This is a genomic window from Pseudomonas sp. DTU_2021_1001937_2_SI_NGA_ILE_001, from assembly GCF_032463525.1.
GTDB lineage: Bacteria > Pseudomonadota > Gammaproteobacteria > Pseudomonadales > Pseudomonadaceae > Aquipseudomonas.
The window spans coordinates 4,713,464-4,729,692 of record NZ_CP135971.1 but is presented as its reverse complement, the minus strand read 5'-3'; the positions used below and the strand labels follow the sequence as shown (position 1 = coordinate 4,729,692).

16 protein-coding genes and 1 tRNA gene are annotated in these 16,229 nt (G+C 63.7%); 10 read left to right on the top strand and 7 right to left on the bottom strand.

The window, feature by feature from the left end; translation table 11 throughout:
• The first annotated feature begins 2 nt into the window (after nucleotides 1-2).
• Nucleotides 3-929, top strand: a complete 927-nt coding sequence (locus RRX38_RS20605; protein WP_315960483.1) for a MerR family transcriptional regulator — start codon at nucleotides 3-5, stop codon at nucleotides 927-929.
• Between the two features lie 11 nt (nucleotides 930-940).
• The gene (gene phrB, locus RRX38_RS20600) at nucleotides 941-2,380 is read left to right on the top strand and encodes a deoxyribodipyrimidine photo-lyase (protein ID WP_315960482.1); all 1,440 of its coding nucleotides are present in this window, start codon (nucleotides 941-943) and stop codon (nucleotides 2,378-2,380) included.
• A 280-nt stretch (nucleotides 2,381-2,660) separates the two neighbouring features.
• Here phrB and RRX38_RS20595 read toward each other — a convergent pair whose 3' ends face one another.
• The 6 genes from RRX38_RS20595 to hemA form a co-directional block, all read right to left on the bottom strand.
• Complete coding sequence (locus tag RRX38_RS20595; protein WP_315960481.1) at nucleotides 2,661-3,179, bottom strand: acyloxyacyl hydrolase; 519 nt, start codon at nucleotides 3,177-3,179, stop codon at nucleotides 2,661-2,663.
• A 114-nt stretch (nucleotides 3,180-3,293) separates the two neighbouring features.
• Complete coding sequence (gene murI, locus RRX38_RS20590; protein ID WP_315960480.1) at nucleotides 3,294-4,109, bottom strand: glutamate racemase; 816 nt, start codon at nucleotides 4,107-4,109, stop codon at nucleotides 3,294-3,296.
• Nucleotides 4,106-4,852 (bottom strand): molybdopterin-synthase adenylyltransferase MoeB, encoded by a 747-nt coding sequence (locus tag RRX38_RS20585; protein ID WP_315960479.1) that lies wholly within the window; start codon nucleotides 4,850-4,852, stop codon nucleotides 4,106-4,108. The genes murI and RRX38_RS20585 overlap by 4 nt, the downstream gene beginning before the upstream one ends.
• Nucleotides 4,846-5,679: a peptide chain release factor N(5)-glutamine methyltransferase gene (gene prmC, locus RRX38_RS20580; RefSeq protein ID WP_295471519.1), complete on the bottom strand. Its 834-nt coding sequence runs from the start codon at nucleotides 5,677-5,679 to the stop codon at nucleotides 4,846-4,848. Before prmC ends, RRX38_RS20585 begins: the two co-directional genes overlap by 7 nt.
• Entirely contained in the window at nucleotides 5,680-6,762 is a 1,083-nt protein-coding gene (gene prfA / locus RRX38_RS20575; protein WP_315960478.1) for a peptide chain release factor 1, read from the bottom strand. It lies immediately after the preceding gene.
• The gene (gene hemA, locus RRX38_RS20570; protein WP_315960477.1) at nucleotides 6,759-8,036 is read right to left on the bottom strand and encodes a glutamyl-tRNA reductase; all 1,278 of its coding nucleotides are present in this window, start codon (nucleotides 8,034-8,036) and stop codon (nucleotides 6,759-6,761) included. The genes prfA and hemA overlap by 4 nt, the downstream gene beginning before the upstream one ends.
• Before the next feature lie 215 nt (nucleotides 8,037-8,251).
• On the opposite strand from hemA, the gene RRX38_RS20565 reads away from it, so the two are divergent.
• The 8 genes from RRX38_RS20565 to ychF all read left to right on the top strand — a co-directional run bounded on the left by RRX38_RS20565 (nucleotide 8,252) and on the right by ychF (nucleotide 15,130).
• The gene (locus RRX38_RS20565) at nucleotides 8,252-9,979 is read left to right on the top strand and encodes a tetratricopeptide repeat protein (RefSeq protein ID WP_315960475.1); all 1,728 of its coding nucleotides are present in this window, start codon (nucleotides 8,252-8,254) and stop codon (nucleotides 9,977-9,979) included.
• A gap of 4 nt (nucleotides 9,980-9,983) precedes the next feature.
• A complete protein-coding gene (gene lolB / locus RRX38_RS20560; protein WP_295471527.1) occupies nucleotides 9,984-10,601 on the top strand; it encodes a lipoprotein insertase outer membrane protein LolB in 618 nt (205 codons plus the stop codon).
• A 2-nt stretch (nucleotides 10,602-10,603) separates the two neighbouring features.
• The gene (ispE, locus tag RRX38_RS20555; RefSeq protein WP_410524922.1) at nucleotides 10,604-11,452 is read left to right on the top strand and encodes a 4-(cytidine 5'-diphospho)-2-C-methyl-D-erythritol kinase; all 849 of its coding nucleotides are present in this window, start codon (nucleotides 10,604-10,606) and stop codon (nucleotides 11,450-11,452) included.
• A 39-nt stretch (nucleotides 11,453-11,491) separates the two neighbouring features.
• Nucleotides 11,492-11,566, top strand: a tRNA-Gln gene (locus RRX38_RS20550).
• 47 nt (nucleotides 11,567-11,613) lie between these two features.
• Nucleotides 11,614-12,555 carry a ribose-phosphate pyrophosphokinase gene (locus tag RRX38_RS20545; protein WP_002552145.1) on the top strand — a complete coding sequence of 314 codons (942 nt, stop codon included), beginning with the start codon at nucleotides 11,614-11,616 and terminating at the stop codon, nucleotides 12,553-12,555.
• A 136-nt stretch (nucleotides 12,556-12,691) separates the two neighbouring features.
• Nucleotides 12,692-13,291: a 50S ribosomal protein L25/general stress protein Ctc gene (locus RRX38_RS20540; protein WP_315960472.1), complete on the top strand. Its 600-nt coding sequence runs from the start codon at nucleotides 12,692-12,694 to the stop codon at nucleotides 13,289-13,291.
• A 133-nt stretch (nucleotides 13,292-13,424) separates the two neighbouring features.
• Nucleotides 13,425-14,009 carry an aminoacyl-tRNA hydrolase gene (gene pth / locus RRX38_RS20535; RefSeq protein ID WP_295471550.1) on the top strand — a complete coding sequence of 195 codons (585 nt, stop codon included), beginning with the start codon at nucleotides 13,425-13,427 and terminating at the stop codon, nucleotides 14,007-14,009.
• A 20-nt stretch (nucleotides 14,010-14,029) separates the two neighbouring features.
• The gene (ychF, locus tag RRX38_RS20530) at nucleotides 14,030-15,130 is read left to right on the top strand and encodes a redox-regulated ATPase YchF (RefSeq protein ID WP_315960471.1); all 1,101 of its coding nucleotides are present in this window, start codon (nucleotides 14,030-14,032) and stop codon (nucleotides 15,128-15,130) included.
• A gap of 81 nt (nucleotides 15,131-15,211) precedes the next feature.
• On the opposite strand, the gene RRX38_RS20525 is transcribed toward ychF, so the two are convergent.
• On the bottom strand, nucleotides 15,212-16,126 hold the full coding sequence (locus tag RRX38_RS20525) for an AraC family transcriptional regulator (protein WP_315960470.1): 915 nt from the start codon (nucleotides 16,124-16,126) through the stop codon (nucleotides 15,212-15,214).
• Nucleotides 16,127-16,229 lie beyond the last annotated feature (103 nt).

Sequence of the window (16,229 nt, the reverse complement as noted above, 5' to 3'; positions counted from 1 at the left end):
CCATGCATACACCTTCCGACACTTCCGAAGACCCTCAGCCGGGACGCCTGCCGGATGGCTGGCTGCCGATCCGTGAAGTCGCCCGCCAGACCGGCGTCAACGCCGTCACCCTGCGCGCCTGGGAGCGCCGTTACGGGCTGATCGTTCCGCACCGTACCGCCAAGGGGCATCGCCTGTACTCCGATGAACATGTACAGCGCATCAGGAACATACTGACCTGGCTCAACCGCGGTGTGTCGGTCAGTCAGGTCAAGGCGCTGCTGGACGCCGCTGTCCCGGACATCAGCCGCCCCGGCAACGACTGGGAAGAACTGCGCCGCTCGCTGCTGGGTGGCATCGCCGCGCTGGCCGAACGCCGGGTCGACGACCTGTTCAACCGGGCCATGTCGCTCTATCCACCACGGACCATCTGCGAACAACTGTTGCTGCCGCTGCTGGCCGAACTGGAACGCCGCTGGCAGACGCAGTTCGGCGGGCAGATGGAGCGCATGTTTTTCTACTCTTGGTTGCGCAGCAAGTTCGGCGCTCGCACCTACCACAACAACCGCCAGGTCAGCGGCCCGGGGCTGTTGCTGGTCAATCAGTCCAACTCGCCGTTCGAACCTCACCTGTGGCTGGCCGCCTGGCTGATCAGCAGTGCCGACTGCCCCGTGGAAGTCTTCGATGGCCCGCTGCCGCCCGGTGAACTGGCCATGGCCTGCGACTACCTCAAGCCGCGCGCAGTGCTGCTGTATTCCACCCAGATTCTCAACCTGACCCAGTTGCCCCGCGTCCTGGCCAACGTCCATTGCCCGATTCTGCTCGGCGGCCCCGCCGTGGTGATCCACCGCGAAGAGCTGCCCGGACACGTCGAGGGCATCGCCAACCTGAGCTTTGCCCGTGACCCGCTCGAAGTCCACAGCGAGCTGAACAGGCTCGGAATCATCTAAGGGAATCGCCCATGCAATTGCTCTGGCTACGCAGCGACCTGCGCACCCACGACAACACCGCACTCAATGCCGCCCTGAGCGACGGGCCGACGGTCGCCGTGTACCTGCTCAGCCCGGCACAGTGGCAACGGCATGACGACGCCGACTGCAAGGTGGACTTCTGGCTGCGCAACCTGGTGGAACTGGAAAAGGCACTGGCGCACCTGAACGTGCCGCTGCTGATCCGCGAGGCCGACACCTGGGACAAGGCCCCCGAGGTACTGGTGAAACTGTGCCGCGAGCTGCAGGTGCAGACCGTGCATGCCAACGAGGAATATGGCATCAACGAAAGCGCGCGCGATCAGGCCGTGCAGCAGGCCCTGGACAAGGCCGGGATTGCCTGGCGCAGCCACCTCGACCAGCTGCTGTTCGCCCCTGGCAGCGTGCTGACCAAGAGCGACCAGTATTTCCAGGTGTTCAGCCAGTTCCGCAAGGTCTGCTATGCCCGCCTGCACAGCGCGCCACCCAGGCCGCAGCGCCTGCACAGCGCCCAGGCGCCGTTGAAACTCAGCAGCGACAAGGTGCCGGGCAAGGTCAAGGGCTTCGACGCTCCCAGCGACGCCTTGCGCGCGCTGTGGCCGGCCGGCGAGAAAGAGGCCAAGCGGCGCCTCGATGCCTTCTGCGACGAAGCGATCCACTACTACGACAGCGAACGCGACTTTCCTGCCAAGCCAGGCACCAGCCAGCTGTCTGCCTACCTGGCGGCCGGCGTGATTTCACCACGCCAGTGCCTGCAGGCCGCGCTGAATGCCAACCAAGGCGAATTCGAAAGCGGTAACAAGGGCATCGTCACCTGGGTCAGCGAGCTGATCTGGCGCGAGTTCTACAAACACATTCTGGTGGGCTACCCGCGCGTATCGCGGCACCGCGCCTTTCGCAGCGAAACCGAGGCGCTGCCCTGGCGCCGCGCGCCGAAGGACCTGGAAGCCTGGCAGCAGGGGCGTACCGGCCTGCCGATCGTCGACGCCGCCATGCGTCAGATGCTGGAAACCGGGTGGATGCACAACCGCCTGCGCATGGTCGTGGCGATGTTCCTGACCAAGAATTTGCTGATCGACTGGCGCGAAGGCGAGCGCTTCTTCATGCGCCACCTGATCGACGGCGACCTGGCCGCCAACAACGGCGGGTGGCAGTGGAGTGCCTCGACCGGCACCGATGCAGCGCCGTACTTCCGCATTTTCAATCCGATTTCCCAGTCGGAGAAATTCGATCCCGATGGCCGCTTCATCAAAGAGTGGCTGCCGGAACTGGCGGAGCTGAACAAGAAAGACGTACACGACCCATCGGCCGCAGGCGGGCTGTTCGGCGTAAAAGGTTATCCACAGCCCATAGTCGACCTGCGCAGTAGCAGGACCCGAGCCTTGGAAGCCTTCAAGAGCCTGCCGCATCGGCAAGTGGAAAGAGAGGCTTGAGGCCGGTTTTCGACCTTTAGCGGCGGCGTGAGCCGTGAAGAGGAGGGAAACTGCTGCAGCAGCCGTGAGCTGAAGCCGCCCCCACCACGTCTGGTGGGGGCGACCTGCTGGCGAACCAGCTTAACCGCAATACTGGTCAGTTAGGCCGGGTAGGAGCGGCTTCAGCCGCGAAGCTGACCGCATATTCACAACAGATGCAGTGAATTTCCTGGGCTTTCGCGGCTAAAGCCGCTCCCACCGGGCCACATGTCGCTTAAGCGAACAGTATTGAGCTTAACCGTCAGAACGGCAGCTTGTAGTGCAGCGCGTAGCTTTCGATGCCGTCGTTCGGCTCTTTCAGGCCAGCGTTGGAATAGTGCGTGGCGCGGATGCCCACTTCGTGGCCGCCAGGGAAGCGCAGGCCGAAACCGATACGGTCTTCGAAGTTGAAGGAGCTGCCCAGCTTGTTGTCTTCCACCTGGGTGTTGGAGAACGCCGAGATGCCGATACCCGCCTCGATGTACGGCTTGACGCTGTTGCCGGCGAACTCGTAGACGAACACGGGCGAGAACGACAGGGAATGATTGTCCTTGAAGTTGTCGCTGTCCCAGTAGGTGTAGGCGGCGTCCCAGTAGCCGGTCAGACGACCGACATCACTTTGCAGCCAGCTCTTGTCCCAGTCGAACTGCGCGCCCAGACGGTAGGTCATGGTCGACTGGCTGGTGTGCCCCACGGAAAACTCGATGCCATCGGCCTGAGCGACCGCTACCTGCCCCATCGCGGCAGCTGCCAGTGCAGCCACGCAAAAAAGTCGTTTCATTCGAAACATTCCTAGATAATCCCGCCGTTTATAGTTTTAAAGCGAACCAGACCCGTTATAGAAATCTTCGAGTGAACGATAGTTCATCCCCTTGAACAGGCTTTCACGTTTTTTTTACAAGACGAAGCTTCGCACACTGTCAGAACTTTTCCACAGCGTTGGTAGGATTTTTCCTAAATTGTCCGGATCGCCACTTGTCCAGAACTGCGTCTGGCGGGCTGGCCCCTGCGCCAGCAGCTCGCGCTGAGCCAGCAGACGCTCTAACTGGCGGGCTACCGCGGCACCGGTGTCGATCAGACTGATGCCTGGGGGCAGCATCTGGCGCAACAGGGGCTTGAGAAATGGGTAGTGGGTACAGCCCAGAATCAGCGTGTCGCAGCCTTCGGCCAGCAAGGGCTGCACATAGCCCTGCAACATCCGGGTGATGGCCGGGCCTTGCAGGTCGCCGGTCTCGATCAGCTCCACCAGGCCTGGGCAAGGTTGGGTGACCACTCGCACATCGGCGGCGAAACGGTCGAGCAGTGCCGCGAAGCGCGCGCTCTGCAAGGTGCCGGTGGTGGCCAGCACGCCCACCACGCCACTGCGCGTGGCAGCGGCGGCCGGCTTGACTGCCGGCTCCATGGCCACTAGCGGCCAGTCCGGGTAGCGTTCACGCAGCACGGCCGCCGCTGCGGCTGTCGCGGTGTTGCAAGCCAGCACCAGGGCCTTGGCACCCTGGGCGTGGAAAAACTCGGCAATCGTCAGGCAGCGCTGGACGATGAACGCCGGGCTTTTTTCGCCATAGGGCACGTGCCCGGCGTCGGCCAGGTAATACAGCGACTCGGCAGGCAGCAGGTCACGGATCTCGGCCAGCACCGACAGGCCGCCGACCCCGGAATCGAACACCGCCACCGGCGCCTCGGCCCCATGGCTCATGTGCACGTCATTCATGCACCACATACCTCACAGGCCGGGTCACGGCGGACCTTGAGTTCACGAAAGCGCGTGCCCAGGGCATCGATCAGCAACAACCGGCCGACCATGGGTTCACCGAACCCGGCCAGCAGCTTCAAGGCCTCCAGCGCCTGCAGGCTGCCCACCAGACCGACCAGCGGACCAACCACGCCGGCTTCGCTGCAGGTCAGTTCGGCATCGCTGCCGTGCCCATAGAGGCAGTGATAGCAAGGGCTGTCGGCGCGACGTGGGTCGAACACCGACAGCTGACCTTCCAGACGAATCGCCGCACCGCTGACCAACGGCTTGCCTGCTGCGAAACAGGCCGCGTTGACCGCTTCGCGGGTGGAGAAGTTGTCGCAGCAATCCAGCACCAGGTCGACTGCCGCGACCGCGGCGGCCAGGGAATCGCTATCCAGGGCCTGGCGATGCGGCACCACGCGCACCAGTGGGTTCAGGGCTGCCAGGCGGCTCATCGCCGAGTCGACCTTCGGCTGACCGACGCTGGCGCTGTCGTGCACCACCTGGCGCTGCAGGTTGGTCAGGTCGACCTGGTCGAAATCGGCCAGGTGCAGTTCGCCGACGCCCGCAGCGGCCAGGTACAAGGCCACCGGCGAGCCCAGGCCGCCGACCCCGACGATCAGCACGCGGCTGGCCTGCAGGCGCAGTTGCCCGTCGATGTCGATCTGTTGCAGCAGAATCTGCCGGCTGTAGCGCAGCAGTTCCTCGTCGTTCAGCACGGCAGGCACCCGAAGCTGATGCGCTCGTGCTCGCCCAGGTCGCGGCGGGTCTGCACACGCTGGTAACCGTGCTGCACCAGCAGCTCGCGCACGGCCGCGCCCTGGTCGTAGCCGTGTTCGAGCATCAGCCAGCCACCGGGTTCAAGATGCTCCAGTGCCCCGGCGATGATCACCCGCAGGTCGTCCAGGCCGTCGGCACCGGACACCAGCGCGCTGCTGGGTTCGAAACGCACATCGCCCTGGCTCAGGTGCGGGTCGCTGGCCGCTATATAAGGCGGGTTGCTGAGGATCAGGTCGAAGCGCTCACCGGCCAGGGCTTCGAACCAGTGGCTCTGCAAGACGCGCGCGTTGTCCAAGTGCAGGCGCTGGCGATTGCGCTCGGCCAGTTCCACGGCTTCCGGCACGCGGTCTACCGCCGTCACCGTCCAGTTGCGCTTCTCATTGGCCAGGGCCAGGGCAATGGCACCGCTGCCGGTGCCCAGGTCCAGTACGCGGACCGCCGCGAAGCCGGGGATCAGCTCCAGCGCCGCCTCGACCAGCATTTCGGTTTCCGGACGCGGAATCAGGGTGTGGGGCGCCACTTCAAGGTCGAGCTTCCAGAAGCCCTGCTGGCCCAGGATGTAGGCCACCGGCTCGCCGGTGCGGCGCCGCTCCAGGAAGCCGGCGAAGGCCTGAGCCGCCTCGGTACTGACGATGCGCTCTGGCCAGGTGTGCAGAAAGCTGCGGGGTTTGCCCAGCGCGGCGGCGAGCAGCAACTCGGCGTCCAGGCGCGCGGTGGGTGAATCGGGAAGTTCAGCGCTTCTGAGCAAGCTGGCGATGATGGTCATTTATTCACCCAGTGCCGCGAGTTGGTCTGCCTGGTATTCGGCGAGCAGCGGTTCGATCACTGCGTCGACACCACCGGCGAGCACTTCATCCAGAGAATAGAGGGTCAGGTTGATGCGGTGATCGGTGACCCGCCCTTGCGGATAGTTGTAGGTACGAATGCGCTCGGAACGGTCGCCGGAGCCCACCAGCAGCTTGCGCTCGCTGGCGATGGCGTTCGCTGCCGCACTGGCCTGCATGTCGTTGAGCTTGGCAGACAGCCAGGACATCGCACGGGCGCGGTTCTTGTGCTGCGAACGTTCTTCCTGGCACTCGACCACGATACCGGTCGGCAAGTGCGTGATACGGATCGCCGAGTCGGTCTTGTTGACGTGCTGACCACCGGCTCCCGAAGCACGGTAGGTATCGATGCGCAGTTCCGCCGGATTGATTTCGATGGCCTGCTGCTCGTCCGGCTCGGCCAGCACCGCCACGGTGCAGGCCGAGGTGTGGATGCGCCCCTGGGATTCGGTTTCCGGTACGCGCTGCACGCGATGCGCGCCGGACTCGAACTTGAGCTTGCCGTAGACGCTCTCGCCTTCGACCCGGGCGATGATTTCCTTGTAGCCGCCGTGCTCGCCTTCGTTCTCGGACAGCACCTCGACCCGCCAGCCGCGCCGCTCGGCGTAGCGCGAGTACATGCGGAACAGGTCGCCGGAGAAAATCGCCGCCTCGTCGCCGCCGGTCCCGGCACGAATTTCCAGGAACACGTTGCGACCGTCGTTGGGGTCCTTAGGCAGCAGCATGCGCTGCAACTGGGCTTCGAGGTCCAGCAGTTGCTGCTTGCCCTCGCGCACTTCCTCGGCGGCCATTTCGCGCAGGTCCGGGTCGCTGTCCTTGAGCAGCGCCTGGGCGCCCTCCAGGTCGGCAAGCACCTTCACGCGCTGCTTGTAGGCTTCGATCACCGGCTCGACCTCGGCGTATTCACGCGAGTAGGCACGGAATCTGGTCTGGTCGCTGATCACTTCCGCGTCGCCCAGCAGCGCGGTCAGTTCCTCGAAACGGTCGTTGAGCACGTCCAGCTTGTTGAGCAGTGAAGCTTTCATTGCGGGGATTTATCCGTCTGGCCCTCACCGAGGGCGAATAGTTCCTGGGCCATGGCCAGCGCATCGACGCGGCCTTCGGCGGACAGCTTCTTGAGTTGCACGCTGGGGGCGTGCAGCAGTTTGTTGGTCAGGCCACGGGCCAGCTGCACGAGGACTTCCTCGGGATTGCCGCCGTTGGCGAGCAGGCGCAGCGCCTTGCCCAGTTCTTCGTCGCGCAGGCGCTCGCTCTGCTGGCGGTAGGCCTTGAGCACATCCACCGCCGCCAGTTCGCGCAGGCGCGACATGAATTCCGCAGTCCCCGCCTCGACCAGCGCTTCGGCCGCCAGCGCGGCACCCTGGCGCGACTTGAGGTTTTCCGCGACCACCTCGTGCAGATCGTCGACGGTGTAAAGGTAGACGTCGTCAAGCTCGCCGACCTGCGCCTCGATATCCCGCGGCACGGCGATGTCGACCATGAAGATCGGCTTGTGCTTGCGCAGTTTCAGCGCGCTTTCCACCGCGCCCTTGCCGAGGATCGGCAACTGGCTGGCGGTGGAACTGATGACGATGTCACTGTTGACCAGCTCGGCCGGAATGTCCGAGAGCAGCACCGCATGGGCGCCGAACTCGGCCGCCAGGACGCTGGCGCGCTCCAGGGTGCGATTGGCGACCACGATGCGCCGCACGCCCAGGTCACGCAAGTGGCGGGCGACCAGGGTGATGGTCTCGCCGGCGCCGATCAGCAGCGCCTGGCTGCGTTGCAGGTCGCTGAAGATCTGCTTGGCCAGGCTGACCGCGGCAAAGGCCACCGAGACCGGGTTCTCGCCGATGGCGGTGTCGGTGCGCACCTGCTTGGCGGCACTGAAGGTGGCCTGGAATAGGCGGCCGAGCAATGGCCCCACCGTACCGGCCTCGCGGGCCACGGCATAGGCGGACTTCATCTGCCCGAGGATCTGCGGCTCGCCCAGCACCAGCGAGTCGAGGCCGGAGGCCACGCGCATCATGTGCCGCACGGCTTCATCTTCCTGGTGCACATAGGCACTGGCGCGCAGCTCGTCAAGGTCCAGCCGGTGGTAATCGGCCAGCCAGGCGAGTACCGCATCGGCCCCCAGGTGATCGTGTTCGATGTACAGTTCACTGCGGTTGCAGGTCGACAGGATCGCCGCTTCGCGGCTGTCGGTCAGGCGGCAGAGCTGCTGCAGGGCTTCAACCAGTTGCTCAGGCGTGAACGCCACGCGCTCGCGCACGTCTACCGAGGCAGTCTTATGGTTGATACCAAGTGCAAGGAAGGCCATTCAGGGTCGCTGGTTGTGACGTGAAGCCGACAATTGTCCTACTTCGATAGGTTTAGAACAACCACCGCTTCTTATTGTCCGACTAGAATGACGGCCATTGGCCCCCAGGATGATGGCATCGCCCGGGCCAGGCCTGTTTTTACAGGGGCGGTGGGTTTTGCCGCCAGCCTTGTGTCATGATGCTCCAAACCGCAGGTAAGCCGCCTCTCTGATCTATGAATAAATCCTCCGCGTTGTTCCTCGCCCTCGTGTTGCTCGGCGGCTGCCAGTCCATGGCGCCGGTCGACTCGTCCTCGGCGCAGGCCCAGAAAGAACCGACCCCGACACCGAAAGAACAGCCGACGGTGTACGGTTCGTTCACCCAGGACACGCTGTACAGCCTGCTGGTCGCTGAGCTGGCGGGGCAACGCAACCGCTTCGACATTGCCCTGGACAACTACGTGACCCAGGCGGTCAGCACCCAGGACCCGGGCGTCTCCGAGCGGGCTTTCCGTATCGCCGAATACGTCGGCGCCGATGAAGCGGCGCTGGACACCGCGCTGATCTGGGCACGCAACGACCCGAGCAACCTGGAGTCGCAGCGCGCCGCGGCCATCCAGCTGGCCCGTGCCGGTCGCTACGACGACTCCATGCGCTACATGGAGCGGGTCCTGCAGGGTCAGGGCGATACGCACTTCGACTTCCTCGCCCTGGCGGCCGCGGAAACCGACACCGACACCCGCACCGCCCTGATCAAGAGCTTCGACCGCCTGCTGGCCAAGTACCCCAGCAATGGCCAGCTGATCTTCGGCAAGGCCCTGCTGCTGCAGCAGAATGGCGAATCCGAAGCCTCCCTGAAGCTGCTCGAGGACAACCCGCCGAAAGACGGCGAGATCGCCCCGATCCTGCTGCGCACCCGCCTGCTACAGAGCCTCGGGCGCGGCAAGGAAGGCCTGTCCATCCTGGAGAAGAGCCTCAAGAAATACCCCGAGGACAAGCGCCTGCGCCTGACCTACGCACGCATGCTGGTCGAACAGAACCGCATGAACGATGCCAAGGTGCAGTTCGCCAACCTGCTGCAACAGTACCCTGACGATGACGACCTGCGCCTGTCGCTGGCCCTGGTCTGTCTTGAAGCCAAGGCCTGGGACGAAGCCGCCGGCTATCTCGAAGAACTGGTGGCGCGTGAAGCCCACGTCGACACCGCGCACCTGAACCTGGGGCGCATCTTCGAAGAGCGCGACGATCCGCAGAGCGCCCTGGACGAATACGCCCAGGTCGGTCCCGGCCAGGACTTCCTGCCGGCCCAGCTGCGCCAGGCCGACATCCTGATCAGCAACGGCAACGCTGCCGAAGCCTCGCGGCGCCTCAAGGAGGCCCGCGACAACCAGCCCGACTACGCCATCCAGCTGTACCTGATCGAAGCCGAGACGCTGACCGCCAACGACCACCCCGAGCGTGGCTGGCAAGTGCTGGGCAGCGCGCTCAAGCAGTACCCGGACGACCTCAACCTGCTGTACACCCGCGCCATGCTGGCCGAGAAGCGTGACAACCTGGCGCAGATGGAAACCGACCTGCGCGCCATTCTCAAGCGCGACCCGGAAAACGCCATGGCCCTCAATGCCCTGGGCTATACGCTGGCTGACCGTACCACCCGCTATGCCGAAGCCCGCGAGCTGATCGAGAAGGCCCACCAGATCACTCCCGACGACCCGGCCGTGCTCGACAGCCTGGGCTGGGTGAATTTCCGCATGGGCAACCTCGAAGAGGCCGAGCGCCTGCTGCGCGAGGCCCTGCAGCGCTTCCCCGACCACGAAGTGGCGGCCCACCTGGGCGAAGTGCTCTGGGCCAGAGGCAAGGAGCGCGAAGCCCGCCAGGTATGGGCCAAAGCCCTCGAAGACCAACCCGACAGCCCCGTACTGCGCAGCACCGTGCAGCGCCTGACCGGTTCAGAGAAGTTGTAATTCCATGTTCCTACGCAATCTCGTCGTATTCAGTTTCATCGCCCTGCTCGCCGGCTGTGCCGGCATCGGTTCCCGCGAAGCCCTGCAAGGCAAGGGCGACCCGGCCCAGTGGCGCCTCCACAAGCAGCAACTGACCAGCCTCGACGGCTGGCAGATCGACGGCAAGGTCGGCATCCGCGCCCCCAAGGACTCCGGCAGCGGCACCCTCTTCTGGCTGCAACGCCAGGATTACTACGACATCCGCCTGTCCGGCCCGCTGGGCCGTGGTGCGGCGCGCCTGACCGGCCGCCCCGGCAGCGTCAACCTGGAGGTGGCCAATCAGGGCCGCTATGAAGCCGCCACGCCGGAAAGCCTGCTGGAAGAACAGCTGGGCTGGAAGCTGCCGGTTTCGCACCTGGTCTGGTGGGTCCGCGGCCTGCCGGCCCCGGACACCAAGAGCAGCCTGGTCCTGGATGACGACAGCCGCCTGGCCACCCTGGAACAGGACGGCTGGAAGGTCGAATACCTCAGCTATGTGCAGCAGAACGGCTTCTGGCTGCCCGAGCGGGTCAAGCTGCATGGCCAGGACCTGGACGTGACCCTGGTGGTCAAGGACTGGCAGCCACGCAAGCTGGGGCAATGAACATGCATCTCGCATCACTGCGGCTGCCCGCTCCGGCCAAGCTGAACCTGATGCTGCACATCCTCGGCCGGCGCGCCGACGGCTACCACCAGCTGCAGACCCTGTTCCAGTTCGTCGACCATGGTGACGAGCTGGGTTACGCCGTACGTGACGACGGGCGCATCGTGCTCAACACCGAGATCGTCGGCGTGCCGCACGACAGCAACCTGATCGTGCGCGCGGCCCGCGCCCTGCAGGTCGAATCCGGCTGTGCACTGGGCGTCGACATCTGGCTGGACAAGCGCCTGCCCATGGGCGGCGGCATCGGCGGCGGCAGCTCGGACGCCGCCACCACCCTTCTGGCACTCAACCACCTCTGGCAGCTGGGCTGGGACGAAGATCGCCTGGCCGGGCTGGGCCTGGGACTGGGCGCCGACGTGCCGGTCTTCGTGCGCGGGCGCGCAGCATTCGCCGAAGGCGTGGGCGAAATCCTTACCCCCGTGGAACCCCCGGAGCCCTGGTATCTGGTGGTGGTCCCTCAAGTGTCTGTAAGTACAGCGGAAATATTTTCAGATCCGTTGTTGACACGTGATAGCAAGCCCATTAAAGTGCGCCCCGTTCCCGAGGGAAACGGTCGAAATGACTGCCAGGCAGTAGTGGAAAGACGTTATCCAGAAGTGCATAACGCCTTGAAATGGCTAGGTAAATTTACCGAAGCCAAACTGACTGGAACCGGAGGTTGTGTGTTTGGGGCCTTCCCAAGCAAAGCTGAAGCTGATAAAGTCTCGGCCCTTCTTCCAGATACCTTCGCAGGGTTTGTAGCAAAAGGCAGCAACGTTTCGATGTTGCACCGCAAGCTTCATAGCCTGTAACTGGAACCGAGTGCCAGGCACTCGTAGCATCATCGCCACAGGGGCGTCGCCAAGCGGTAAGGCAGCAGGTTTTGATCCTGCCATGCGTTGGTTCGAATCCAGCCGCCCCTGCCATTTTCTCTATACTCATCCAGGTTACTCTCAGCCTCCAGGTACTGCGCGTGTCCAAGATGATGGTCTTTACGGGGAATGCCAACCCCGATCTGGCTCGGCGTGTAGTACGTCAGCTGCATATCCCACTGGGTGACGTCTCTGTCGGTAAGTTCTCCGACGGCGAAATCAGCACTGAGATCAATGAAAACGTTCGCGGTAAGGACGTCTTCATCATCCAGCCTACTTGCGCTCCGACCAACGATAACCTGATGGAACTGGTAGTGATGGCCGACGCCTTCCGCCGCTCCTCAGCATCCCGTATCACTGCTGTGATCCCCTACTTTGGTTATGCCCGCCAGGATCGCCGTCCGCGTTCCGCACGCGTGGCCATCAGCGCCAAGGTCGTCGCCGACATGCTCACCGTGGTGGGCATCGACCGTGTACTGACCGTTGACCTGCATGCCGACCAGATCCAGGGTTTCTTCGATATCCCCGTCGACAACATCTACGGCTCGCCCGTACTGGTCGACGACATCGAAGACCAGCGCTTCGAGAACCTGATGATCGTCTCCCCGGACATCGGTGGTGTTGTGCGTGCACGCGCCGTCGCCAAGTCCCTGGGTGTCGATCTCGGCATCATCGACAAACGCCGTGAGAAGGCCAATCACTCCGAAGTGATGCACATCATCGGCGACGTCGAAGGACGCACCTGCATCCTCGTCGACGACATGGTCGATACCGCCGGTACCCTGTGCCATGCGGCCAAGGCTCTGAAAGAGCATGGCGCGGCCAAGGTATTCGCCTACTGCACACACCCTGTGCTGTCGGGCCGGGCCATCGAGAACATCGAAAATTCCGTGCTCGACGAACTGGTGGTGACCAACACCATCCCGTTGTCTGCCGCAGCACAAGCCTGCAGCCGTATCCGCCAACTGGATATCGCGCCGGTAGTCGCCGAAGCGGTCCGCCGCATCAGCAACGAAGAATCGATCAGCGCGATGTTCCGCTGAGGGCCCTGCCCACAGCCTGCAACGCGTCGACGAAAAGCGCCCCGCCCTGGTCCATCGGCCAAGGCGGGGCTTTTTTGCCCATATCGCCTGTCGCTGGTCGCAAGCACAGGACGATTGGCTACTTTGGAGAAACGAAATGACTGATTTCAATCTGAATGCTGAAGTGCGTTCCGACCTGGGGAAAGGTGCGAGCCGCCGCCTGCGTCGTATCGCCAGCCTGGTTCCTGCTGTTGTCTACGGTGCTGACAAAGCCCCTGAGTCGATCAGCATCCTGGCAAAAGAACTGGCCAAACTGATCGAGAACGAAGCGGCTTTCGCTCACGTGATCGCTCTGAACGTCGGTGGCAAGAAACAAGACGTGATCATCAAGGCCCTGCAGCGTCACCCATCCAAGGGTCACGTTCTGCACGCTGACTTCATCCGCGTCGTTGCTGGCCAGAAGCTGACCGCTACCGTTCCGGTTCACTTCCTGAACGAAGAACTGCCAGTCAAGAAAGGCGGCGAAGTTTCCCACACTACCACCGAGCTGGAAGTGTCCTGCCTGCCGAAAGACCTGCCTGAGTTCATCGAAGTCGACCTGGGCAACGCCGAAATCGGTACCACCATCCACCTGTCCGACCTCAAGGCGCCAAAAGGCGTTGAGTTCGTCGCACTGGCTCACGGTACCGACCTGGCTATCGCCAACGTTCACGCTCCACGCGTGTCGGCCGAAGCTGAAGAAGGCGCTGCCGAGTAATTTCATTACCCGGTAACGCACGTTGAAATGACATCGTGACAGAATCGTAGCGTTTACACCGGTAATCAGCTCTTTTTGTCCACAGCCGCCTTCGGGCGGCGATGTTATCCACAACGAGAAGGAAGCCCCTGCAGTGAGTGCCATCAAACTGATCGTCGGCCTGGGAAATCCAGGCGCTGAATACGAACAGACCCGGCATAACGCAGGGGCTTTTTTCGTTGAGCGTATTGCTGCGGCGCAGCGGGTCAATCTCGCCGCCGAGCGCAAATTCTTCGGCCTGACCGGGCGCTTCACGCACCAGGGTCAGGACGTTCGTCTGCTGATTCCCACCACCTACATGAACCGCAGCGGCCAAGCCGTGGCGGCGCTCGCCGGCTTCTACCGTATCGGTATCGACGAGATCCTGGTGGCCCACGACGAACTCGACCTGCCACCCGGCGTCGCCAAGCTCAAGACCGGCGGCGGCCATGGCGGGCACAACGGCCTGCGCGACATCATTGCGCAAATGGCCAACCAGAACACGTTCCATCGCCTGCGGCTCGGCATCGGCCACCCGGGTGATGCGAGCAAGGTTTCGGGCTTCGTCCTCGGCCGCGCACCGCGCGCCGAACAGGAAAAGCTCGAAGCCAGTATCGACTTTGCCCTCGGCGTGCTGCCGGACATTCTCGCCGGCGACTGGAGCCGCGCGATGCGCACCCTGCACAGCCAGAAGGCCTGACACGACTTGAGGGGAACACCATGGGATTCAACTGCGGCATCGTCGGCCTGCCTAACGTCGGCAAGTCCACCCTGTTCAACGCGCTGACCAAATCCGGTATCGCGGCAGAAAACTTTCCCTTCTGCACCATCGAGCCGAACAGCGGTATCGTGCCGATGCCCGACGCGCGCCTCGCGGCCCTGGCTGCGATCGTCAATCCCAAGCGCATCCTGCCCACCACCATGGAATTCGTCGACATCGCCGGCCTGGTAGCCGGTGCGTCGAAAGGCGAAGGCCTGGGCAACAAGTTCCTGGCCAACATCCGTGAGACCGACGCCATCGCCCACGTGGTGCGCTGCTTCGAAGACGAGAACGTGATTCACGTCGCCAACAGCGTCGACCCCAAGCGCGACATCGAGATCATCGACCTGGAACTGATCTTCGCCGACCTCGACAGCTGCGAGAAGCAGGTGCAGAAGGTCGCGCGCAACGCCAAGGGCGGTGACAAGGACGCCGTGGCACAGAAAGCCCTGCTGGAACAGCTGATCGCCCACTTCACCGAAGGCAAGCCCGCGCGCAGCCTGATGAAGAACATGAGCGCCGAAGAGAAGGCCGTCATCCGCGGCTTCCACCTGCTGACCAGCAAGCCGGTGATGTACATCGCCAACGTTGCCGAAGACGGTGTCGACAACAACCCGTACCTGGATGTGGTCAAGGCCATCGCCGAAGAAGAAGGCGCCGTGGTGGTTGCCGTGTGCAACAAGATCGAAGCCGAGATCGCCGAGCTGGACGACGGCGAGGAGAAGGACGAATTCCTCGAGGCCCTGGGCCTGGAAGAGCCGGGCCTGAACCGCGTGATCCGCGCCGGTTACGAACTGCTCAACCTGCAGACCTACTTCACCGCCGGTGTCGAAGAAGTGCGCGCCTGGACCGTACGTGTCGGCGCCACCGCGCCACAGGCCGCTGGCGTGATCCACACCGACTTCGAGAAAGGCTTCATCCGCGCCGAGTGCGTGGCCTATGACGACTTCATCCAGTACAAGGGTGAAGCCGGCGCCAAGGAAGCCGGCAAATGGCGTCTGGAAGGCAAGGACTACATCGTCAAGGACGGTGACGTGCTGCACTTCCGCTTCAACGTCTGACGGCTGGCGTGGTTCGCCACGCTGCCTGAGCGCAATCGACAACCCCCTTGCTCGCCTGGCGACAAGGGGGTTTGTGGTTTTTCAGGCCCGCGAAACCCGACCGATATCCCTGGAGGGCGGGCAGCCGAACTGCCGACTGTACTCACGACTGAACTGCGACGGGCTCTCGTAGCCTACCCGGTAGCAGGCGCTGGCCACGTCCAATCCTTCCGCCAGCAGCAGGCGCCGGGCCTCCTGCAGGCGCAGCTGTTTCTGGTACTGCAACGGGCTCATGGCAGTGACCGCCTTGAAATGATGATGCAGGGTAGAACTGCCAAGGTTGGCGACCCGGGCCAGTTCCTCGATGCGCAGCGGTTGGGTGTAGTGCCTGTTCAACCAGTCGATGGCTCGCGTCACCCTGCGGCTTTGCGAGTCACCCAGGGCCAGCTCGTACAGGCGGCGTCCATGCACGCCGCGCAGCAGGCGGTAGTGCAGCTCACGCAGCGCCAGGGGCGCCAGCATGCCGATGTCGCGTGGGCTATCCAGCAGGCGCACCAGGCGCACCATGGTTTCCAGCAGCGACACATCGATCCGTTCCAGAAACAGCCCCCGCTCAGGCTCGTCCGGCACCGCCGCCGGCGGCGTATCGGCGATCACCTGGGCGATCTCGGCGGGTTCGAAATCCAGGCGAATACACAGGTACGGCGCTTCGGGGCTGGCCTCCAGCACCCGCCCGGAGACCGGCAGGGTCACCGACACCACCAGATAGGTGAGCGGGTCGTAGTGGTAGTGCTCGTCTCCCAGGCCCACTTCCTTCAGGCCTTGCACGATCAGGCACAGCGCCGGCTTGTGCACGGTGTGGATGATCGGCGAAGGCGCATCGCAGCGGATGACATGCAGGGGCGCGATGGCGGTCTCGTAGGTGCCCGGCGCGGTGAAGCGTCGGGTCAGGGCACGCACCAGCTCGGCCCGGTACAGGGCAGTGGTCTGCTGGAGGAAGCTATCGTCTTGCTGCATTTCAAGGCTCTCCTGCGGGCTCGATCTGGTCGCGAGCAAGCTTGCGCCAGCAGAGCCCGTGAGCGACTCATTGATCGGTATGGCAACCAGTCCCGATGCTACA

What these genes read in the sequence shown, in the direction of transcription:
- RRX38_RS20605 (WP_315960483.1), top strand. Translation starts at nt 3, where the DNA reads ATGCATACACCTTCCGACACTTCCGAAGACCCTCAGCCGGGACGCCTG.
- phrB (WP_315960482.1), top strand. Translation starts at nt 941, where the DNA reads ATGCAATTGCTCTGGCTACGCAGCGACCTGCGCACCCACGACAACACC.
- RRX38_RS20595 (WP_315960481.1), bottom strand. Translation starts at nt 3,179, where the DNA reads ATGAAACGACTTTTTTGCGTGGCTGCACTGGCAGCTGCCGCGATGGGG.
- murI (WP_315960480.1), bottom strand. Translation starts at nt 4,109, where the DNA reads ATGAATGACGTGCACATGAGCCATGGGGCCGAGGCGCCGGTGGCGGTG.
- prmC (WP_295471519.1), bottom strand. Translation starts at nt 5,679, where the DNA reads ATGACCATCATCGCCAGCTTGCTCAGAAGCGCTGAACTTCCCGATTCA.
- prfA (WP_315960478.1), bottom strand. Translation starts at nt 6,762, where the DNA reads ATGAAAGCTTCACTGCTCAACAAGCTGGACGTGCTCAACGACCGTTTC.
- hemA (WP_315960477.1), bottom strand. Translation starts at nt 8,036, where the DNA reads ATGGCCTTCCTTGCACTTGGTATCAACCATAAGACTGCCTCGGTAGAC.
- RRX38_RS20565 (WP_315960475.1), top strand. Translation starts at nt 8,252, where the DNA reads ATGAATAAATCCTCCGCGTTGTTCCTCGCCCTCGTGTTGCTCGGCGGC.
- lolB (WP_295471527.1), top strand. Translation starts at nt 9,984, where the DNA reads ATGTTCCTACGCAATCTCGTCGTATTCAGTTTCATCGCCCTGCTCGCC.
- ispE (WP_410524922.1), top strand. Translation starts at nt 10,604, where the DNA reads ATGCATCTCGCATCACTGCGGCTGCCCGCTCCGGCCAAGCTGAACCTG.
- RRX38_RS20540 (WP_315960472.1), top strand. Translation starts at nt 12,692, where the DNA reads ATGACTGATTTCAATCTGAATGCTGAAGTGCGTTCCGACCTGGGGAAA.
- ychF (WP_315960471.1), top strand. Translation starts at nt 14,030, where the DNA reads ATGGGATTCAACTGCGGCATCGTCGGCCTGCCTAACGTCGGCAAGTCC.
- RRX38_RS20525 (WP_315960470.1), bottom strand. Translation starts at nt 16,126, where the DNA reads ATGCAGCAAGACGATAGCTTCCTCCAGCAGACCACTGCCCTGTACCGG.